Below are 19,139 nucleotides of genomic sequence, written 5' to 3' on the forward strand. Positions count from 1 at the left end.
TTTTGTGTAAATTATAAGGGTTTGTGTTACTGAAGCAAAAGTCGGTTTGTTTCCTGAACCATTCCTGATTGATATTTCCGACTTTATTGCTTAGTGAATCTGATGCACAAGCTATCCCCAACAATCGAAGTTTTAAAAATGCACCAAAAAAAATCAGAGTTGCCGGCGCAAGTAGAGCCAGTAGTTTTTAAGACATCTGTCCTGCTGGCGAATAGAACTCTTGACAAAAAATAGCTGAACCGTAAAGATTTCCTGTTCTAATCATCCCCAGGAATCACCGCATCAACATTGGGTTTGGGTTTATCGTCTTTCTTCTTGTCTTTTTTGTCGTCCTTTGAAGGAAATCGCATGCCATCAGGAACATAATCTGAATCAGGTACCGTATCTGTAGCCGGATCCAGGTCTATTTTGACTTTGAATACTTTGTCGACGAGTTCGCGGAAGGTGTCAAAATCTACTTCGTATGTAAAACCGACGCCTTGGGTGTAGCCAATGCCCTGCCCTAAATACGTAATGTCATTTTCGCGGTTAAATACGCGCAGATTGAGCGAACCGTCATCATTGACGCGGTATTGCACCTCAACATCTCCAACGATAGCCGATTCATTGACTCCTCCAACCGGCACTCCTACTTTTCCGTTTATGGAAATACGCTCATTGACCTGTGTCGAAACACTTACGCCTACCCGACCGTCGGTTTCGGTTCCGGGACGTCTGTCGGCAGCCTGGTAATCAAATCCGAGTTGGATGTTACTGTCCGGATCCTGAAATATATCGCCTATGAGTCCGCTGGCCGTCTCGAACAGGTTGCCTGTAAAATCACTCTGGCTCACACCTTCCGGGCTTAAGAATGTTCCTGATGAAAGCAGATAAAGGGCCTGCGTATTCCGAACGTCCTTATCGTCGAGTTTGTATTGTATCTCAGATTTGAGCACCGAACTGACCGTAGGGAAATTGATCTGGAAATCAGGTTCCGGGTTCGTCAGGTTGCCACGTACCCCGACAACGACTTCAACCGGTACTTTTTTGTTGACCGATGGATTTTCAAGCAAGACGGCCGGATTCGCCGTCGTGGTATATACCGCTTCCATATTAAGGACGGCCCGGAGCGGATCGCCTTCCCACGTAATGGTTCCGCCTTTTTTGATCTTGAATTTTTTATCGATAAGGCCGCCGTACTTGAAGTTGTAGATTCCTTCGTCGGCTACATAATTCCCGAACATATTGAAGCGCCCGAGGGTATTGATACCGAATTGTATCGACCCATCGCCTTTGGCCTTCAGGCTATGTCCTGTGTTTTTATCCAGAATGACCTCTACCTCTGCGTTTTTGTTGATGTCGAAATCAAGATCGATCTCCAATCCGCTGTATTCCTTTTGTTTGATGACGATGCCTTTTTCGATACTGTATTTTTCCTGAGGGCTTTGGAAATGAATATAGCTGCGGCTTGTGGTCGATTCGGTATTGCTGATCGGGATTTTGATCGATGTCCCTTCCGCCGATGCCGCTTTGGCTTTGATGAACAACGCATTCGTCGGGCCGGAAATAGTCGCGTATCCGTCTATGAAAGCCGTTCCGTAATAGGCTGCATCGTCGCTGTCCTGTGTGTCGAGGGCAAGCAATTTATCGGAACTCACTTTGATATCAAGCTTCCAGTCGCTGAACTTTTTGTGTTCGATGGTTCCTTCTATATTACCTTTTGTATTATACTTGGTATCGGTAATCCCGCTGTTGTGTATCAGGAATTTATCTTCAGTCACATCAATCACAGAACGAGGATCGAGCAAATAGTTCACATTGAGGTATGGAACGGTCAGCGAAGTTTCCTCGGCGTACAATCGTCCGTTTACATCAGGCTCGGCAACGGTTCCGGCAATGCTTATGTTTCCGCTCGCAAAACCTTTGATATTGCTGATGGCTTCACCACTGAGCAATCCGTCAAGCGTCCCAATATTGAACCTGTCGAATTTGAGATCGATATCCATGGCTGTCTGAGGGCCCGAAACATCGAATTCACCATCGGCACGGAACGATTCGAAATTCTTGTTCTCCAAAACGGAATTCACGTAGAACTTGCGGAAAGAGCCATCTCCGTCAATATCAAGCGACAGTTTCCCTAAATCGATATTGTTTATGGCAAGTTCGTCGATCTTTAGGGCGGCCATGGGCTGGTATACCAATCGCTGTTGCTTGAGGCTTACGGTTCCATCCATCTTACCTTCTAATACGATTCCCTGCATATCGGGCGTAATTTTGGAAAGATCGACATTGTCGAAAACCAGATTCAGGTCTTTTTCTTCCTTGCCACGCATGGTTCCGTTGAACGATGCTTTGTGGTCTTCATGAGATATCACGATATTGTCGAACCTGAAATTCTTCAAATCGCGGCTCATTATTATTTTGTTGTCAGCTGTGCCTTTTTCATTGATATGCCATTCATTCTCCTTAAATGTCAGCGCAGATTGGAGAAAACCGACCACAACATTATGGTCTTTGTCAATCGTATGATACAAATTCAGTTCATATTGGTCACCGGCATTTTTTCCGCCTTTGAAACCAGATTTGATGAACAACGTATCGCGGCTCGTAACATTGAACAGGCTGAACTCCTTTATCTTGTAGAATTTGTTGCTGATGCTGTCGATTTCGATTTGCGCATTATACACGGGATGCAGGTTATCGACATGCATCTTGATATTGTCGATGCGATTCTCGTAAGCCGTGATCTTAGGTGAAGTGAGGTCGAGCAAAAACTGGTTCGTGTTGGAATTGATGGAACCGCTGACTTTGGTACTGTCAGAAATATCTATGTCAGGCGTAAACAAATCGACAATCTTGTCGTTGACCTCGAAATCAAAATCAAGGAACTGGTTCTTCAATATTTTATTCGGACGGTAATTCGTATAAAGACTTCCAAGTGAATTTTCAATCAGCAGCTGGATTTGCGAAATCTTGTATTTTCCTGTGATTTTCCCGTTAATGATATCCGGCGAATTGACAGAAATGGTCCGCAATCCGTCAGCATCGAAAGAAGAAGTCATGATAAGATCGTCGAACACGTACAAATTTCGGCCGCTCTGATACGACGACTGGCTCACATAGACATTTCCTTTCAAATCCTCAAGACTGTTCCCGCGTACATTCATGAGGATATTTCCTTTGAGCACGGAAATCGAATCGTTCGTCACGATCTTCATCTTGCGAAGGTTTGCATAATCTATCTGGGCTTCGAAATCATAAGCGATATCTTTTTTGCCCAGGTTGGCCGATCCTTTGAAATCCATGAGCAAATTCGGATCGTTGATATAGACATTCCCTTTAAAAACCGGATCCTTGAATTTCCCGTTGACTAAAATGTTCGTATAGACATAATTCTGATATCGGATTTTATATACGTCGCCCGAGAATGACGTATTGAGGAATTTCTGTGTAAAACCCTGTCCGTCCACATCAAGGTCAAGGCTCACGATACCAAGGTCTCTTTTGCCTAAAAAGTCGCCGATATCAAAATTGTCGAGCACGATATTCCCGGTGTATTTTGCCTGGTCGATATTGTCGATGTCGGTCATCACCAAATCCGATTGTATCCTTCCGAGAGCTGTCTGCATCTCAAAATTGGCCTGTATCGATGACATCGTGATTTCTGCCGATCCCGACAAATCGAACCGACCTATTTTCTTGAGTGACGATGGAAGTTTCTTTCCCAGGACATTCGGAAGCAAACCTACCAGATTGTCATAATCGGAGGCGACCTGCTCAAAATCACCTTTCATATAAAACCCTTTTTCGGCCGTATTGAACAGGTTCTTGAACTGGACGTCACCAGAAATCCTGGCGTTGTGGTTATCTGTCAGTTTTAAATGTCGGGCCTTAAGATTGTTGAGCGTTCCATTGACTTTGGCCGATAAGCTAAACGTTCGGTTCGGCCCGAGTTCTTTGTAGAAGTAATGGATGTCGTTGGTCGAAAGCAGGCCTTGCTTGACATTGATGTCGAATTTGACCTTGTTGTTGAAATCGGCGAAATCCTTTCGGTCGTAGGTCAGCAACACATCGGCCTTGAGTAAGGATTGGGCTGTATTGGCTTCCATATTGGTCAACTTGATGTGCTTTTTGTCGTAAAGGAACAATCCGCTCAGGTTGCGCACATATAAACCGCGATGGTCGAGAAAAGCCATTTGGCGTATGTCCATCGTGACTTCGGGTCCAAAAACGCGGAAATTGGTCAACCTGCCATCGAGCCGGCTGAAATCGACGTCTTTCGGGTTCGCGCGGTTTTCATCTGTCAGAAGGAAATGTCCGTTAGAGACGACAATCTCGTTGGCTTTCATGAGGAATTTATGTCCCGATGGCTTTGCGTTGTCTTTGCTGTCGAACAATGCAATGAACCGGTCGAGGTTTGTGTCCTTTTCGCCTTTATAGGTTTTGAGGTTGAACAGCAGCTTATCTGATGCGATGCGCCCGAACAATAAATCCCCATTGTATAATTTCCGGAAACTCAAGATGTTCGTCTGGAGCCTTTTGGCATAGATCAACGTGTCTTTATGATGGTCGCGGATTAGGACCTGACGCAGTTTGACGCCTCCAAAAACACTTATCGCGATTTGATCGACCTTGATATCTGTCCCGAAATCTTTGTTGATTTTCTCCGTTACGTACGCACCAAGTCTGGTCTGGACCGGAGGCAAGGTAAGCGTTATGCCCAGAAGCAATAAAAAAAGAAATAGTCCAATGACCGTGCGGATCGCTATCCTTTTGAATCTTTTGATACTTCGCTCTGTTTTAAGTTGGCGGGACAAACCGCAATTAACGCGTGTAAATATACACAATCAGCGGTAAAAAAGTGTGCAGAATAAGGCTCGTTGACGTACTTTTGCAAAACAAATTTTGATTCCTGGAAATGCAACCAGAAGACTTTTACATTTTAGCCATCGAAAGTTCCTGCGACGATACTGCTGCTGCTGTATTGCATAACGACAAGGTACTGTCCAATGTTGTGGCCAACCAATCGATACATGCCGAATTTGGGGGCGTCGTGCCCGAATTGGCTTCACGCGCACACCAGCAGAATATTGTCCCGGCGGTGACTGCGGCTTTACAACGCGCCAATGTAACCAAAGAACAACTGTCGGCAATCGCATATACGCAAGGGCCAGGCCTTATGGGTTCGCTACTTGTGGGAAGCTCGTTTGCCAAATCCATGGCGATGGCGCTTGACATTCCTCTTATTGGGATCAACCATATGCAAGGCCATATCCTGGCTCATTTTATAGATGAGCCGGGCTTCGACAAACCGGAATTTCCGTTTTTGGCATTGACTATTAGCGGTGGCCATACACAAATTGTACGTGTCGATGCGCCTTTTAAAATGGAATTGATCGGACAGACGACAGACGATGCAGTCGGCGAAGCGTTCGACAAGACGGCCAAAATCCTTGGATTGCCTTATCCTGGCGGGCCTTTGGTGGATAAATATGCCGCGTCTGGAAATCCGGATGCGTATTCGTTCCCGAAGCCCAAAGTTCCCGGACTCGATTTCAGTTTTTCCGGCCTGAAGACATCGATTCTATATTTCATCCAGAAAAACAGGCAGATCGATGCAGATTTTACAGATAAACATATGGCCGACATTTGTGCATCGGTACAAAAAACGATTGTTGACATCCTGATGGATAAGACAAAACTGGCCGTAGCCCAAACCGGAATCGAACGTGTTGCGATTGGGGGTGGTGTTTCTGCCAATTCCGGAATACGGAAAGCCATGGAAGATGCGCACAAAAACCTCGGTTGGAAAACCTTTATCCCAAAGTTTGAATATACGACAGATAATGCCGCCATGATTGGGATTTCCGCCTATTTCAAATACCTTGACGGAGACTTTACTTCGGTTACCGAAACATCCAAAGCCCGAATCGAATTCTGATGCAATTATTCTATAATCCTGACATAAAATCCGGACAGGCTGATTTTTCCTTCGACAAGGAAGAAAGCAGGCACATCATTAAAGTACTTCGGAAAAATACAGGAGACAAATTACAGGTAACCAACGGAATGGGTTTTTTATTCGATGTCGAAATTAGCATCGCATCCGAGTCGAAATGCATCGTTAAAATTGTCGATTCACAATTCTTTGAACCGCGTCCGTACCGACTTCACCTGGCCGTCGCGCCAACCAAAATGAATGAGCGTTATGAATGGTTTCTGGAAAAAGCGACAGAAATCGGAATCGATGAAATCACGCCTTTGATTTGTGACCGATCGGAACGGAAAGTCGTCAAAATCGACAGGTTTGAAAAGATAGCCGTATCTGCCATGAAGCAATCGGCCCAATACTATCTGCCGAAACTGAATGAAGCGGTTACTTTCAAAACATTAGTGTCGGCGGAAGATGACAGCGTGAAATGTATCGCCCATTGCATCGAAAATGAAAAGCAGACACTTAAATCGGTCGTAAAACCAAATCACAAAATCACCATCCTGATTGGCCCTGAAGGCGATTTTACCGAAAAAGAAATCGAACTCGCGCTGGCTAAAAACTTTATTCCCGTATCTTTAGGCCACACACGGCTCAGGACGGAAACAGCGGCGGTTGTCGCGGCACACAGTGTGGCTTTTCTGAACGAATAGGCTATTATTTTTTATTGTTATTTTTATTATTTATTGACAATCCATCATTGTTAATTATTCATTGTTAATTAAGATCAATGCGTTTATCGTTAATCGTTTTTATCATTTCCATCGGCTTTTCCAATGCACAAGAAATCGCACTGCTCAAATATAACGGCGGCGGTGACTGGTACGCGAACCCGACGTCTTTACCAAACCTGATCAAATACGCCAACCGCAACATCAAAACCACTATCAATCCCAAACCGGCGACCGTAGTTCCTGGAAGCCCGGAGCTTTTCTCCTATCCGTTCGTCCATATGACGGGCCATGGAAACGTGGTTTTTACCGATGCTGAAATCCGGAACCTTCGCGATTACATGGACGGCGGCGGCTTTTTACATATCGACGACAATTATGGCATGGATGAATACATCAGGCGTGAGATCAAACGTATTTTCCCGGACAGGCAACTCATCGAGCTTCCCGCCTCCCACCCGATTTTCCAGAAACCGAACGTATTCGCAGCGGGGATTCCAAAAATCCATGAACACGACGGCAAGCGTCCTCAGGCTTTTGGCATAATCGATTCTGGAAGACTGGTATTGCTGTATACGTTTGAAACAGATTTGGGAGACGGATGGGAAGATCAGGAAGTTCATAACGATCCGGCCGATGTTCGTGAAAAAGCCCTGAAAATGGGTGCCAACATTCTGTACTATATTTTTACGAATTGATTAATGACAGCATCGAACAACATAGCCCAGGGAATAGTCAAAGCAGTTGCCGTACTGGCTGGTTTTTTACTGGTGTTGTATTTTTTGTATCTGATACAGTCTGTCATTACCTATATACTTATAGCGCTTATCGTGACCATGATGGGCTTGCCTGTGGTGAAATTCCTCGAGCGTAAACTCAAATTCAGGCACACGCTGGCCGTAGCCGTAACGTTGTTTTTATTCCTTTGCGTAATACTTGGCTTTCTGGCATTATTGGTTCCGTTGATTCTGGCCCAGGGCGAAAACCTGTCGCTGCTGAATACGAATGCCATCGAGCAAAGCATAGTGCAGTTGGTGGATGAAGCGACCGCGTTTCTTGAAAGTTTCGGCATGGATTCGGCAAAAGTGCTCAAAGAGGCTAATTTGACTTCTCAGCTCAATTTCAATTTCATCCCAAATTTCCTCAATTACATCCTTGGCTTTTTAAGCAGCTTTGGCCTTGGATTGGCTTCGGTACTGTTCATTTCGTTCTTTTTCCTCAAGGATTCCGATTTATTTACGCGAAGTATCAGATTTTGCCTTCCGAAAAAACACGAGGGAAAAATCCTCAATTCACTTGAAAAAATCAACCATTTATTGTCGCGCTATTTCATCGGATTGGTCATACAGCTTACCGTGGTCTTTATCTTGTACCTGATTGTCCTGCTCATTTTCGGGGTTGAAAATGCGTTGATCATCGCTTTCCTTTGTGCCGTTTTGAATATCATTCCGTACATAGGCCCGCTTATAGGGTCTGTACTGGCGGCGGTTTTGACCATGATGAGCAACCTCGGAAACGATTTCCAAAGTGTGGTGCTTCCAACGACCATTTATGTGATGATCGGGTTCTGGGTTGTGCAACTCATCGACAACAATTTAACCGGCCCACTGATTTTCTCGAACAGTGTCAACTCCCATCCGCTCGAAATTTTCCTCGTCATACTTACAGCCGGTTTCCTTTTTGGGATACTTGGAATGATCATCGCGGTTCCTTTGTACACAATCCTAAAGGTCATTGCCAAGGAATTTTTCCCCGATAATAAAATCGTCCGCGTGCTGACACGGAATATTTGATGGAAACCTTATTGCACACCGAAGTCCAGGATTGGCTCAAAAAGAATGCGGATGCAGATGTGCGCCTGCTCGCCCTCAAGAAAAATCCATTTCCTGAAATTCCGTATCCGGATTTGATGAACCAGATCCTGGCGCGTGAAAAATGCCGGCACAAACTTCCGCTTTGGTTTGGAACCGACGGGATTCTGTATCCGGAAAAAATCTCAATCGAACAATCATCTTCACAAGCCACCGCAGAATTCAAGGCTTCGCTTGTTTCAGGAGATTCTCTATTCGATGCAACAGGCGGATTCGGTGTAGACGATCATTACTTCGCCCAAAAAATGAAAACGGTCGTACATTGTGAAATGAATCAGGCGTTGTCTGAAACTGTTTCCCATAATGCCAACATTTTAGGCGATGGAAATCTGGAACCGATTTGTGCGGATAGTTCTGAATTCCTGACTTCGTCTGACAGGACTTTCGATTGGATTTATGTTGATCCGTCGCGCCGGAACGATAAAAAAGGCAAGGTTTTCCTCCTCGCCGATTGTTTGCCGAACGTCCCGGAATCGCTTGATCTGTATTTTGAAAAAGCACCAAACATTTTGGTCAAGGTTTCGCCTATGCTCGATATTTCCCAGGGAATCAGCGAACTCCCGAATGTATCGGCTATCTACGTTGTGGCTTTGGAGAATGAAGTCAAGGAAGTGCTTTTTGTGCTTGACCGGAATTTCAACGCAAAGCCACAATGGTTTACTATCAACCTCGAATCTTCCCAATCGGAATTATTTCCGTGGTCAGATTTCGATCAGTCTGCCCCAATCGGAAGCATTTCCAATTATTTGTACGAACCTGACGCTGCCATACGGAAAGCCGGTGTTTTTGATGAAGTAGGTGTAAAATTCGGGCTCAGAAAGTTACATCGGAACACGCATCTATACACTTCCGATGAATTGGTCAAGTGTTTTCCGGGCCGAAGCTTTTTAGTAAACCAGCAGATTACATACACAAAATCAGAAATGAAACCGGCGCTCTACGGGCAAAAAGCAAACGTTGCCGTGCGTAACTTTCCCGAAACCGTCGAGCAAATACGCAACAAATGGAAAATCTCAGACGGTGGCGATCGCTATTGTTTTTTCGTAACCGATTCGACCAACGATAAAATAGTTTTATTTTGCAGCAAAATTTCCTAGGATGAAACGAATTGCGCTTGCCTGTCTTTTACTTTTTTCTGCAACCTTATTTGCCCAGAAGCCTTGCGAATGGAGCGCCAACGGCAAAGACAGCCTTGGTACATACAAAGCGCTTAAAGATTATGTGGTGTACGAAAGTAATTTCGGGAGTTCTTCTACCTACGTCTTTTTGAGTCTTCAGGTGCAAAACGAAATACCGTATCTGCATTTCCAATACATCAAGAAAAGCAAGGATTTTATCGCGGCCAATTGTTTTGACAAGAATTCGAGATTGTTCCTCCAACTCGACAATGGCGTCATAGTTACCCTCAAACATATCGACCAGCAGAGTTGTGGCCAGACCCTTATGGACAGTGGGTTCAATTCCCTGATCAGCGAAGGGACTTTTGTTTTCATGAATGGAACCATCGAAGATTTGAAATCGTCGCCGGTTTCGCTGTTGCGGGTTAGGTATTCCACAGAGACGTTCGATTATCCCATGGCTAGCCAGATCAAATCTGAACTTACCAAGGAAACGTATTTTCCACAGAAATACTTCATCGATTATTTGTCCTGCATATTACCCTGATCACATTCCCATTTGAAGTTTGAAACGGCTGCTTTTTGTGGCATCTGGTAATTGTAATGCCACCATTCCGATTTAAGCACTTTAAAGCCGTGGCGTTCCATGATTTTGTTCAGCAGCTTTCTGTTCCTTCTGGCTTCCTTTGAGATATTGCGGTAGGCGAATTCAGATTCGGGGCCGAAGTGATCGAAATTCGTCCCCATGTCAAGCTCGTTTCCGTTTTCATCAATGAGCGTCAGGTCTACGGCAAGTCCGCGGTTATGGAGTGAACCTTTGGCCGGATCGGCTACATAATCCGGGTTCGGGACAATTTTCCACATCTTTTTCTGGATGTCTAACGGACGATAACAATCGAACAGTTTGATGCGATATCCTTTTTGTGCAACATCTTTATTCGCGGCTACCAATGCTTCAGCCGCAATTTTTCTCAGATAACAGGCTTCACAATCGTATACGGCAACTTTGAGGAAATTGTCTGCCGTGGCGTATTTCATGTCGAGGATGACTTCGGATGAAAGCATTTTGATATCTATAAAAGTAGTATCAACAATAGCTTGGTTATCCTGAGCCCGGACTGATGCAAGCGAAATAAGGAAAATGTAGAAAAAAAAGTAGCGCACGTTTGGGTTTTGATACAATATACAGCTTTTTTTCTACCGGTTGAAATTGCTATTTTATTGATGTATAAGGGCTTCGCGGACGGTATTTTTACACTATCAAAAAAAAACTTCTTTAAGTTGTAAAATATAACCTTAACGTTTACATTTGCATCCGCGAAAAACCCCAAGGGTACTTTGCATTGGAGAGGTGCCGGAGTGGTAACGGAGCAGATTGCTAATCTGTCGGCGTGCAAACGTCGCCAGGGTTCGAGTCCCTGTCTCTCCGCTTTAATTGTCTTAAGTTTCAATTTTTGGAAACTTTTCGGGGTGTAGCGTAGCCCGGTCATCGCGCCTGGTTTGGGACCAGGAGGTCGCAGGTTCGAATCCTGCCACCCCGACAAAGAAATCCTTCCGCACAGCGTGCGGAGGGATTTTTTGTTTAGGGCGAAAGCCAAGCTCTGCTTGAGCTTTCGCCCTAAACAAAAAAGACCGCAACGTCCAAAGGACGTTGGAAGGGATTTCTTTGTCGCCACCCCACCCAGGATCACCGTAGCGCAGCGGAGGTAATCCTGCCAAGTTCCCCGGGAATTTATCCTTAAACAAAAAATATCGAGATCCTTGCAAAACGTTGGAAGGGATTTCTTTGTCGCCACCCCACCCAGGATCACCGTAGCGCAGCGGAGGTAATCCTGCCACCAATCAAAAAAACAACGTCGCAGACGTTCCTCATTTCCTAAGACTTATCTTTCGCTTTGCACCAACAAAAAGCCATTGGTTGAGTTACAAGCACGCGTCAAGGATGGCGGCATTTGTCTAAGCTCGTGCGCGACAAGTTCCTAAGAATTCGGTGGAACTATTTTAATATTGACAGACAAAAGCCGTTGCGCACAGCGAGTGCCTCCAGCCTGACGGCGGCTATTTAAATTTTCTGATACCTTGGTGGTTCAAGCCGCCGGGACGCCCAAAAAATTACATTCCAGATATCGATTCTGTCAAACTTTCGCTATTTTTCCAAGACAATCGCACCTGAATGAAAAAACATCTGACTTTCACCGATGGCACTTCTGATAAGTTCTGGCAAATAGAAGTCGTCGGACAGGAATATACCGTGACTTATGGCCGTTCCGGTACGGCTGGCACCTCACAGACCAAATCTTTTTCAAGCCCGGAAGAATGCCTCAAAGCAGCCGAAAAAATCCTCACTGAAAAAATAAAAAAAGGATATTCAGAAGACGGGCAGCCATCTGTTACAAGCAATCCATCAAAAAAGAATGCGTCAGATGTGGCTCAACGTTATGATGATTTGGTCAGGCAAAAAAGAATCGACGACCTTTTGCCCTTTCTTACGGAAAATGCGAAGGGCAATCTCGAAATCCTCAAAAAAGCCATCCGCAAGAACCGAAAGTACTGGACAGATTATGTCGATTTGAAGGACGAACCCGAATTCCGGAAAGACAAGCAATACAATTGGGGCCAGCGCGGCGATTATCTGCAAACCCAAATCATTATCCTGAGTGCGATTGCGGTTTTTGGAAAATCTGATGTAAACTCCTGGGATGAGATTTTTGGCGTTCTCGAAAGATGTGACAGCAAAGAAGTTTCCGATATTCTTTTTTGGGCAAAACCGAATTGGATCAACGATTACCTTCTGGAACAAAAGCGCAAAAATGACTGGAGGCGTTTTAAGTACAAAAAGCTTCGGTTTCTTGAAGATAAATTGTTTATGGAATACAATCCGGAGCTTTTTGCGTGGTCGATTGCCGCATTGGACTGGAACGAGGACGAGAAAAATCCGCGCGCCCATATTGAATATATTTTGTCTGACGAAACGGCCTGGAAGCGTGATGTGAAGGAAGTTTTCCACTATGATTCGAATATCCAGAACTATATTTTCTGGGAAGACCGCAACGGAAAACAAGAAGAATCAAGGACTTGGGAAGTCATTTTTAATGAACTTATCAAACAAGGGAAACTTCCACGTGCGTGGTTTATAGAAAATGCCATCCTGATCCAGACCAAAGAATGGAACAATAACGCAAAATCGTTCTTCAGGAGAATTCTGCTCAGCCTGGATTTGTCGCCGGAAGATTTTCTGCCGTTCCAGGAAAACATTTTTGCCTGTCTCCATAACCCTGTTCCCGCTGTCACGGCATTCGGGATTGATTTGGTCAAACAGATTTTTGAACAGGAGAAATTTTCGGTCAAATCTTTTCTGGAATGGGTAGAACCGATGCTGATGCGTGCAGACTGCAAAGCTTCCGTAAAGACGACCTTGCAGATTTTTGAGAAATTGCTCAAGTCACAACCGAAATATAAAAAGACGATCCACGTATTGATTGCCGATGTCTTTATGATCCCGGATTTGAACCTGCAACAACGTGTGGCCAAAATCCTGGCAAAATCGGCATCAGCAAAGGAAACTGAATTGGTCGATAAGCTGACATCTTATTCGGAACTGATACAAGGCAGCGTACGGGCAGAACTTTCCGGTTTGTTGGGAGAAAGCCATTTTATCGCGCCTGATCCGGAACCATCTGAAAGCTACATACAAACGGACCGGAAGGAAAAAGTGCTTACTGATGCTGTTACGCTTCCGCAAAACTGGAACGACATCTTGTTTTTGTTCGGTGAATTCATTGCATCAGAAGACGTGCTGACTACGGAGATGCTGCTCAACACCTATATAGTATCGCGTCATTTGTTTCCGAACGATCAATCGGAACAATTGAAACCGTATCTGAAACAACTCGAATCGCGTTACCTTGAAGGCTATCACCGCAATTATTCGAGTGTTTTCCTTCAGCAGAAAATGCACAGTTTGGATTACCAGTTTACAATACAGGACGATAAATATGACCGAATCAATACTTTGCTGCTCATAAAGCCTTTCCTGCACGCTGTCCAATCGAGGATGAACAAGAATGTCGCGATCCCGATGCTTTCGTTCCCTTCGCATAAACCTCATTGGGTGGAACCGAAAATTCTTCTCGAAAGACTGCTTGCCTGTCAGGAAAACAATATTGCCGTAGACTGGATCGATCTTGCCATCGCCATTTCAAGAATGCCGCGTGAGAATGTAGAAGAAGCCGCACCACTACTCGATTCCGTGAACGGAGAACTGAAAGATTTGATGCGTTATTGCCTCGGATTGAGCAATGAAATAAAAATGATAGTTCCCAAAAAGAACCTGTTCGACAAGCTGTTATCAAAATTAGTAAAGGACGATACAGATACCATGCAATCTATTTGGGCTGTCGCGGCACGGACTCATGATCCGGACGGAGAATTTGCTGAATTCCGGAATACGGCTGTCGGCTCTTATCCTTTGGTGGTTTCGCCTTTTGATCCTGAGATAAGACTCATCGAAAAATGGAACGATTATAAAGATTGGAACACCGGAAAAATGATGCGCTCGCCAAGCTGGTATGTGCTCGGATTTCAGATACCAAAAGAAAAACCGGCACCCGATGCCCTATTGTACAGCCTTGATCTGGTGAACGATAAAAATTACTACACCTTTATTTCGTCAGATGCCAACGTGGTGTACTGGAACAGCCTGATGCCCCAGAATCCGGATGCACTTGCACTTAACTTATTACGTCTGTCGTGCGATATAACGGAAGGCGCCGGAAACGATATAAAAGCATTCCTTCAACTCATGGATACACCAGGCTTCACTATAACCGCGCATTCCCAAAAAGTCCTGGCATGCGCTTTTTTCAAGGATTCTAAGGAAATCCGGATGACGGCATCTGAAATTTTCGGGAATCTTATCGAAAAGCAACGAATCGATATTGGGATTCTTGGCAAATTTTGCGCTTTCCTCGCCAATAATAAATATGCGCCTTTCCAGCGATTGTCAGACAGTGTCGCCGGAATCAAGGATATCTCACGGCTTCATAATTCCGCCTTGCATCAATTTTACGACAGCCTTTTGGGCCATCTCGAATTCAAGGATAAACTGCCGGTGAATTTCAAGAAAATCGTAGAGAATTATCTTGACGTATCTTTCAAGACCGGCAAAAAACCAGATACGGCAACCGCTGCATTCTTCGACAAATACAAAGATACCGCTTCCCTCAAGCCTCTCATCAAACAAATCCTGAACTGAAATGACCGATCTTTTATACCACTACAATTCCGCTTCGACATTTTCAAGAGAAAAAGGACTCAACAAACTGGTTTTGGCGCATCAGACCGAAATTGAATCGGTCAACAACATTCCGTGCTTTTTTTGGGGAAACCTTACAGATCCTTACGTAACGGCCAAGTGCTGGAGAACGATAGCAAAGGTGGTGCGTTCGAGTTTCGGACCGATTCCACCGAGTTTGCGTGACCCCATTATTTCTGCAGGTTCCGAACGGATCCGGTTTGAAGGTTTCTCATCGTGTAACGGCGTTTATGTTCGGTTGGATATGAAACCCGAAGCCATAGACGGAGAATTCATTGCCAATGGAACCACGAATGTCGATTTCAACGACCCGATGCTCAATGCGCTCAACAGCATCCAGAAGAACGAACGCGTCACTTTATCTGTCGGGCAAAAAGATATGCAGGTAATCACAGGCAAATCCAAAGTGACGGAAAAGAAAGTGAGTCTGCCGCCTCGTTGGATCAAAGGACTGACAAGTGTTCAGTTGTATCTGGCCGATATGGATTTGAAATTCGAACTCAATAAAATCCAGGCGATACAACTGTTCCAGACGTTTCCGAAGGGAAATACGAAAGGCGAATTTTTTATTTCCAGAAAAGCCGGAAAATGTATGTTCTCGACTTTGGGCGGCAATGATTCCGTACGTATTGGCGGCGTCCACCGGTTGCGGCTTCTGGAAGGAATCCTGCCGATTGTGGATAAAATTTATGTCTACGAATCTACGGACGGACAAACCTGTGCGTTGGTCTGTGAATTGGGGAAGATGCAATTGCTGATGGCTTTTTCTCCCGATGCCTATCGTGGTTTTTCGGGTGAAGGAAAAGTATTGGATACCATGACAGAAAATCTTCCGATGGAATGGATTTACGGTATCAACAGCCTTTTGAAATCGAATGAAACATTTGACCCGACGCTGCTTTCCATTGAACATGATATTGATTTCGGGATGATGGAAAACCTCACTTCAAGCTTATCTTCCATAGGTCTTTTAGGTTATGATGTGATGGAACGCAACCATTTCTACAGACAATTGCCATTCAAGACCGAACGGATCGTAAGCATGAACCCACGACTCAAAAATGCAAAAGCCCTGATTGCCAAAGAACATATAACAATTGCAAAAAAGACCGCCGATACTATTGAGGCTTTGGTCAAAGGGACAGATGTGACGCATAAGGTTGTCATTGATTCAAATTCCGCCAGATGTACGTGTCAATGGTTCACTGAATATCAGGGAAAGCGCGGGATTTGCAAGCATGTGTTGGCTGTGAAGATGATGAATTGATATTATTTACGGCCCTGTTTTTAATCCAAAAATTGAAAATAATCCTCTAATTACCAGAGGTTAAAACACCCATAAGTTGAATAAATAAAATCTTAGTTGTCCAGTTCAATTATCAACGCTATATTTGCACCGCTTTTACGGTCGCATAGCTCAGCTGGATAGAGCACCTGCCTTCTAAGCAGGCGGTCGAAGGTTCGAATCCTTCTGCGATCACGAATGATTAGTTCCAAAAAGAAAATGCCCAAGCTGTGCTTGAGGCATTTTCTTTTTGGAACTAATCTCAAAGCGGAGCTTTGAAGGATGGCGCGCCAGCGCAATCCATTCGTGATACCTAATTCCACCTAAGTTGGTAAAAGAAACCAAGCTGTGCTTGAGGCATTTTCTTTTTGGAACTAATCTCAAAGCGGAGCTTTGAAGGATGGCGCGCCAGCGTCATCCGTAATTCATGATCCAGAGGTCTTAAAGTAGGATTCCAAGCCCCAATTGCACTCTTTTCTTTTTAACAGTATTCTCAACGCTGAGCGTTTAAGTTATACAATTCCACCGAAGCAACTTAGCTGTTACTAAAATTGGTGTTACTTAAAATCCCGTAACACTAATCTTAGTAACAGCCCCAACCATCAAATCCCAAATTCAAATAAATATTCCCAAAACAAATCAACTACAACGATATAGTAATTAGAATTCATTAAATTCGCGCCATCAAATCTAAAATCATGACTAAAAGAGTTGCCATAGTATCGGCCGTAAGGACTCCAATCGGGAGTTTTATGGGCGCGTTGTCTACCGTTCCTGCTCCACAATTGGGCGGAGCTGCCATAAAAGCGGCTTTGGAAAAAATAAACCTAAAACCCGAATTGGTCGATGAAGTCCTCATGGGCAACGTAGTCCAGGCCGGTGTTGGACAAGCTCCGGCAAGACAGGCGGCATTGGCTGCTGGTTTGCCTGACAGCGTAATCACCACAACCGTAAATAAAGTTTGCGCTTCGGGGATGAAAGCAGTAACTCAGGCTGCCCAGGCCATAATGAACGGAGATGCGGAAATTGTAGTTGCCGGCGGAATGGAAAACATGAGCCTGATTCCACATTACGTGCATATGCGCAACGGAGTCAAGTTTGGCCCGACCACTTTAGTTGACGGATTGCAGAAAGACGGATTGACTGATGCTTATGACAACAACGCCATGGGTGTCTGTGCCGATTTGTGTGCTTCGGAATATGGTTTTTCCCGTGAAGATCAGGATGCATTCGCAATCCAATCGTACGAGCGCTCGGCTGCAGCATGGAATGCTGGGAAATTCGATAACGAAGTGATTCCGGTATCGGTGCCTCAAAGACGAGGCGAACCGATCGTGGTTTCCAAAGATGAAGAATACACGAATGTAAAACTTGATAAAGTAGCCTCGCTTGCACCCGCCTTTACAAAAGAAGGAACAGTGACGGCTGCAAATGCTTCGACCATTAACGACGGTGCAGCCGCCTTAATTTTGATGAGCGAAGAAAAAGCAAACGAACTCGGCCTGAAGCCACTGGCTTTCATTAAAGGGTATGCCGATGCCGAACAAGAACCGAAATGGTTCACGACAGCTCCGGCCAAAGCATTGCCAAAAGCGCTTGCAAAGGCTGGAATAACAAAAGACGACGTCGATTTCTTTGAATTCAACGAAGCTTTTTCTGTTGTGGGATTGGCCAACGCAAAGATCCTCGGGTTGCCTGCCGATAAGATCAACGTGAATGGTGGCGCGGTTTCACTCGGACATCCGCTGGGTTGTTCCGGAGCGAGAATAATTGTGACACTGCTTAACGTGCTGGAACAGAACAACGCAAAGATCGGGGCGGCCGCAATTTGTAATGGCGGTGGCGGAGCATCGGCGATTGTATTGGAAAAATAGGTAATTTAGCGGCTGAATCCCTAGCCCGGATGCAGCGTAAAGCCTGACACAAAAAACAAGCTGGCTTTACCCCGAGATGAAGGCGACCAACGAAGCCTTTAGATTGGGTTGTAAAGCCGCTTTGTTTTTATGGCAGCTTGAAGTGTGCAGCCGGATTGGCTCCCAACCAAAATCAACCGCATGTTCGGTATATGTAACCTTGGAAATATCCCGCTGCGGGCCGAAGCCAGCGACAGAAGCGAAATCGTATCGCAGGTGTTGTTTGGCGAACAGTTCGAAATCCTTGAAAAAAAGCAGCAATGGTCGCGCATTAAACTGCATTTTGACGGGTACGAAGGTTGGGTCGACAGCAAGCAATACCAGGAAATTTCAAAATCGCTTTACGACCAGGTTTCTAAGGATGCGATTGTACTGAATTCGGATTTGGTCGAATATGTGACCGGTCCGAACAATTTCCTGATGCCTATTCCGCTTGGATCGTCTCTTTCGTTTTTGAATCACGAAGAAATCAATACGGCCCAACTTGACTTTGAAGGCTTGCGTGTTAGTGGCATCAGGCCAAAATCGAATCTGATTCCGACTTCCTTCCTGTATCTCAACTCGCCTTATTTATGGGGCGGAAAAACACCATTCGGGATCGATTGTTCCGGAATGGTGCAAATGGTATATAAACTCAATGGTTATGTGCTTCCGAGAGATGCATCTCAACAAGCTTTAGTGGGTGAACCGTTAAGTTTTATAGAGGAAAGCGAGCCCGGCGATCTGGCGTTTTTTGACAATGACGAAGGCCGGATCATTCACGTGGGGCTTATCATGGAAGACAATTATATAATCCATGCGAGCGGAAAAGTCCGTATTGACAGATTGGATCACTTAGGCATTTACAATGCGGAAACGAACCGGCATACGCATAAATTGCGGGTGATTAAAAAGGTTGTTTAAAGAGTCGGGAAAGTCCGGAAAGTCGGAAAAGCTACAGCTTTTGAACCACAAACTTTCCCGACTTTGCTGACTTTTCCGTCTTCCCCGACTTCT

At 44.9% G+C, this 19,139-nt stretch carries 12 protein-coding genes and 3 tRNA genes; 13 read left to right on the forward strand and 2 right to left on the reverse strand.

All coding sequences use genetic code 11. The annotated features are described in order from the left end of the window. Positions 1-257: 257 nt before the first annotated feature. Complete coding sequence (locus G6047_RS13440) at positions 258-4,709, reverse strand: translocation/assembly module TamB domain-containing protein (RefSeq protein WP_235946547.1); 4,452 nt, start codon at positions 4,707-4,709, stop codon at positions 258-260. Positions 4,710-4,897: 188 nt separating this feature from the next. Between G6047_RS13440 and tsaD the strand changes: the two genes are divergently transcribed. The 6 genes from tsaD (at position 4,898) to G6047_RS13470 (ending at position 10,178) form a co-directional block, all read left to right on the forward strand. Continuing rightward, a complete protein-coding gene (gene tsaD / locus G6047_RS13445; RefSeq protein WP_169528141.1) occupies positions 4,898-5,920 on the forward strand; it encodes a tRNA (adenosine(37)-N6)-threonylcarbamoyltransferase complex transferase subunit TsaD in 1,023 nt (340 codons plus the stop codon). Next, positions 5,920-6,624 (forward strand): 16S rRNA (uracil(1498)-N(3))-methyltransferase, encoded by a 705-nt coding sequence (locus G6047_RS13450; RefSeq protein WP_169528142.1) that lies wholly within the window; start codon positions 5,920-5,922, stop codon positions 6,622-6,624. The genes tsaD and G6047_RS13450 overlap by 1 nt, the downstream gene beginning before the upstream one ends. A 77-nt stretch (positions 6,625-6,701) precedes the next feature. After that, entirely contained in the window at positions 6,702-7,340 is a 639-nt protein-coding gene (locus tag G6047_RS13455; protein WP_169528143.1) for a DUF4159 domain-containing protein, read from the forward strand. A gap of 3 nt (positions 7,341-7,343) precedes the next feature. Next, positions 7,344-8,435: an AI-2E family transporter gene (locus tag G6047_RS13460; RefSeq protein ID WP_169528144.1), complete on the forward strand. Its 1,092-nt coding sequence runs from the start codon at positions 7,344-7,346 to the stop codon at positions 8,433-8,435. After that, positions 8,435-9,610, forward strand: coding sequence for a class I SAM-dependent methyltransferase (locus G6047_RS13465; RefSeq protein WP_235946548.1), 1,176 nt, complete (start codon positions 8,435-8,437; stop codon positions 9,608-9,610). Before G6047_RS13460 ends, G6047_RS13465 begins: the two co-directional genes overlap by 1 nt. A gap of 1 nt (position 9,611) precedes the next feature. Then, positions 9,612-10,178 (forward strand): hypothetical protein, encoded by a 567-nt coding sequence (locus tag G6047_RS13470; protein WP_169528146.1) that lies wholly within the window; start codon positions 9,612-9,614, stop codon positions 10,176-10,178. Here the strand turns inward: G6047_RS13470 and ddpX are convergent. Beyond that, positions 10,154-10,795: a D-alanyl-D-alanine dipeptidase gene (gene ddpX / locus G6047_RS13475; RefSeq protein ID WP_317168288.1), complete on the reverse strand. Its 642-nt coding sequence runs from the start codon at positions 10,793-10,795 to the stop codon at positions 10,154-10,156. The genes G6047_RS13470 and ddpX overlap by 25 nt on opposite strands. Positions 10,796-10,976: 181 nt before the next feature. Between ddpX and G6047_RS13480 the strand changes: the two genes are divergently transcribed. The 7 genes from G6047_RS13480 to G6047_RS13510 all read left to right on the forward strand — a co-directional run bounded on the left by G6047_RS13480 (position 10,977) and on the right by G6047_RS13510 (position 19,046). Beyond that, positions 10,977-11,060, forward strand: a tRNA-Ser gene (locus G6047_RS13480). 37 nt (positions 11,061-11,097) lie between these two features. Beyond that, a tRNA-Pro gene (locus G6047_RS13485) sits at positions 11,098-11,172 on the forward strand. 632 nt (positions 11,173-11,804) lie between these two features. Continuing rightward, entirely contained in the window at positions 11,805-14,885 is a 3,081-nt protein-coding gene (locus G6047_RS13490) for a DUF6493 family protein (RefSeq protein ID WP_169528147.1), read from the forward strand. Position 14,886: 1 nt separating this feature from the next. Beyond that, positions 14,887-16,212: an SWIM zinc finger family protein gene (locus G6047_RS13495; protein ID WP_169528148.1), complete on the forward strand. Its 1,326-nt coding sequence runs from the start codon at positions 14,887-14,889 to the stop codon at positions 16,210-16,212. 139 nt (positions 16,213-16,351) lie between these two features. Next, positions 16,352-16,425: transfer RNA gene (locus G6047_RS13500), tRNA-Arg, on the forward strand. 503 nt (positions 16,426-16,928) lie between these two features. Beyond that, entirely contained in the window at positions 16,929-18,104 is a 1,176-nt protein-coding gene (locus tag G6047_RS13505) for an acetyl-CoA C-acyltransferase (protein WP_169528149.1), read from the forward strand. 180 nt (positions 18,105-18,284) lie between these two features. Next, positions 18,285-19,046, forward strand: a complete 762-nt coding sequence (locus G6047_RS13510) for a C40 family peptidase (protein WP_169528150.1) — start codon at positions 18,285-18,287, stop codon at positions 19,044-19,046. Positions 19,047-19,139 lie beyond the last annotated feature (93 nt).

It is taken from the genome of Flavobacterium silvaticum (genome assembly GCF_012911565.1).
In the GTDB taxonomy this organism is placed as follows: domain Bacteria; phylum Bacteroidota; class Bacteroidia; order Flavobacteriales; family Flavobacteriaceae; genus Flavobacterium; species Flavobacterium silvaticum.